We start from the raw sequence: 545 nt of genomic DNA on the forward strand, positions 1-545 counted from the left end.
ACCCATGATAGGGCCGAAGATTGGACCGACGCCTGCAATGTTAAGCAGCTGAACTAGGTAAACCTTTGGTGTTGACATTGGAACGTAGTCCACGCCGTCTTGCTTGGTGTGAGCGGGTGTTTGACGCTTTTCATTGACACCGAATATCTTTTCGATAAAGGCACCGTAAATAAAGTAGCCACCAATGAGTGCTGCAACACAGGTAAGAAACCACATCATAATTTGTTATCCCTGAATGTATTAATTAAGTCAGGGTGTATATTAAAGGAGTGTATGAGAAGAAACTTCCGCTACTGGAGTGAGTGGTCGAATAGCTAATTAAGTGGTGTTATAACCGGTTTAGTGGTTTGTGACCTTTGCGGAGCGGTTGGTTACTGGTGTTGAGAAGTGTCATGCTTCTAGTTAGTGGTGACTTATCAGCTTTAAGCGGTAATCAATAAATATCAACGGCAGATAACAGACATAAGTGGACATCAGTCAGTGTTCAGCGGAGAATCGCCACAAAGGCAGCGCTTCGTCAGAAAGTGATGAAGTAACAATATAAA

General features: G+C 43.1%; 1 protein-coding gene. It reads right to left on the reverse strand.

Annotated features, from left to right (window positions below; genetic code table 11):
• A partial coding sequence (locus AB4496_RS16515; protein WP_372131392.1) for a carbon starvation CstA family protein occupies nt 1-219 on the reverse strand: 219 nt, incomplete at its 3' end.
• Nucleotides 220-545 lie beyond the last annotated feature (326 nt).

This window comes from Vibrio sp. 10N.222.46.A1, from assembly GCF_041473595.1.
GTDB classification, from domain to species: domain Bacteria; phylum Pseudomonadota; class Gammaproteobacteria; order Enterobacterales; family Vibrionaceae; genus Vibrio; species Vibrio tasmaniensis_A.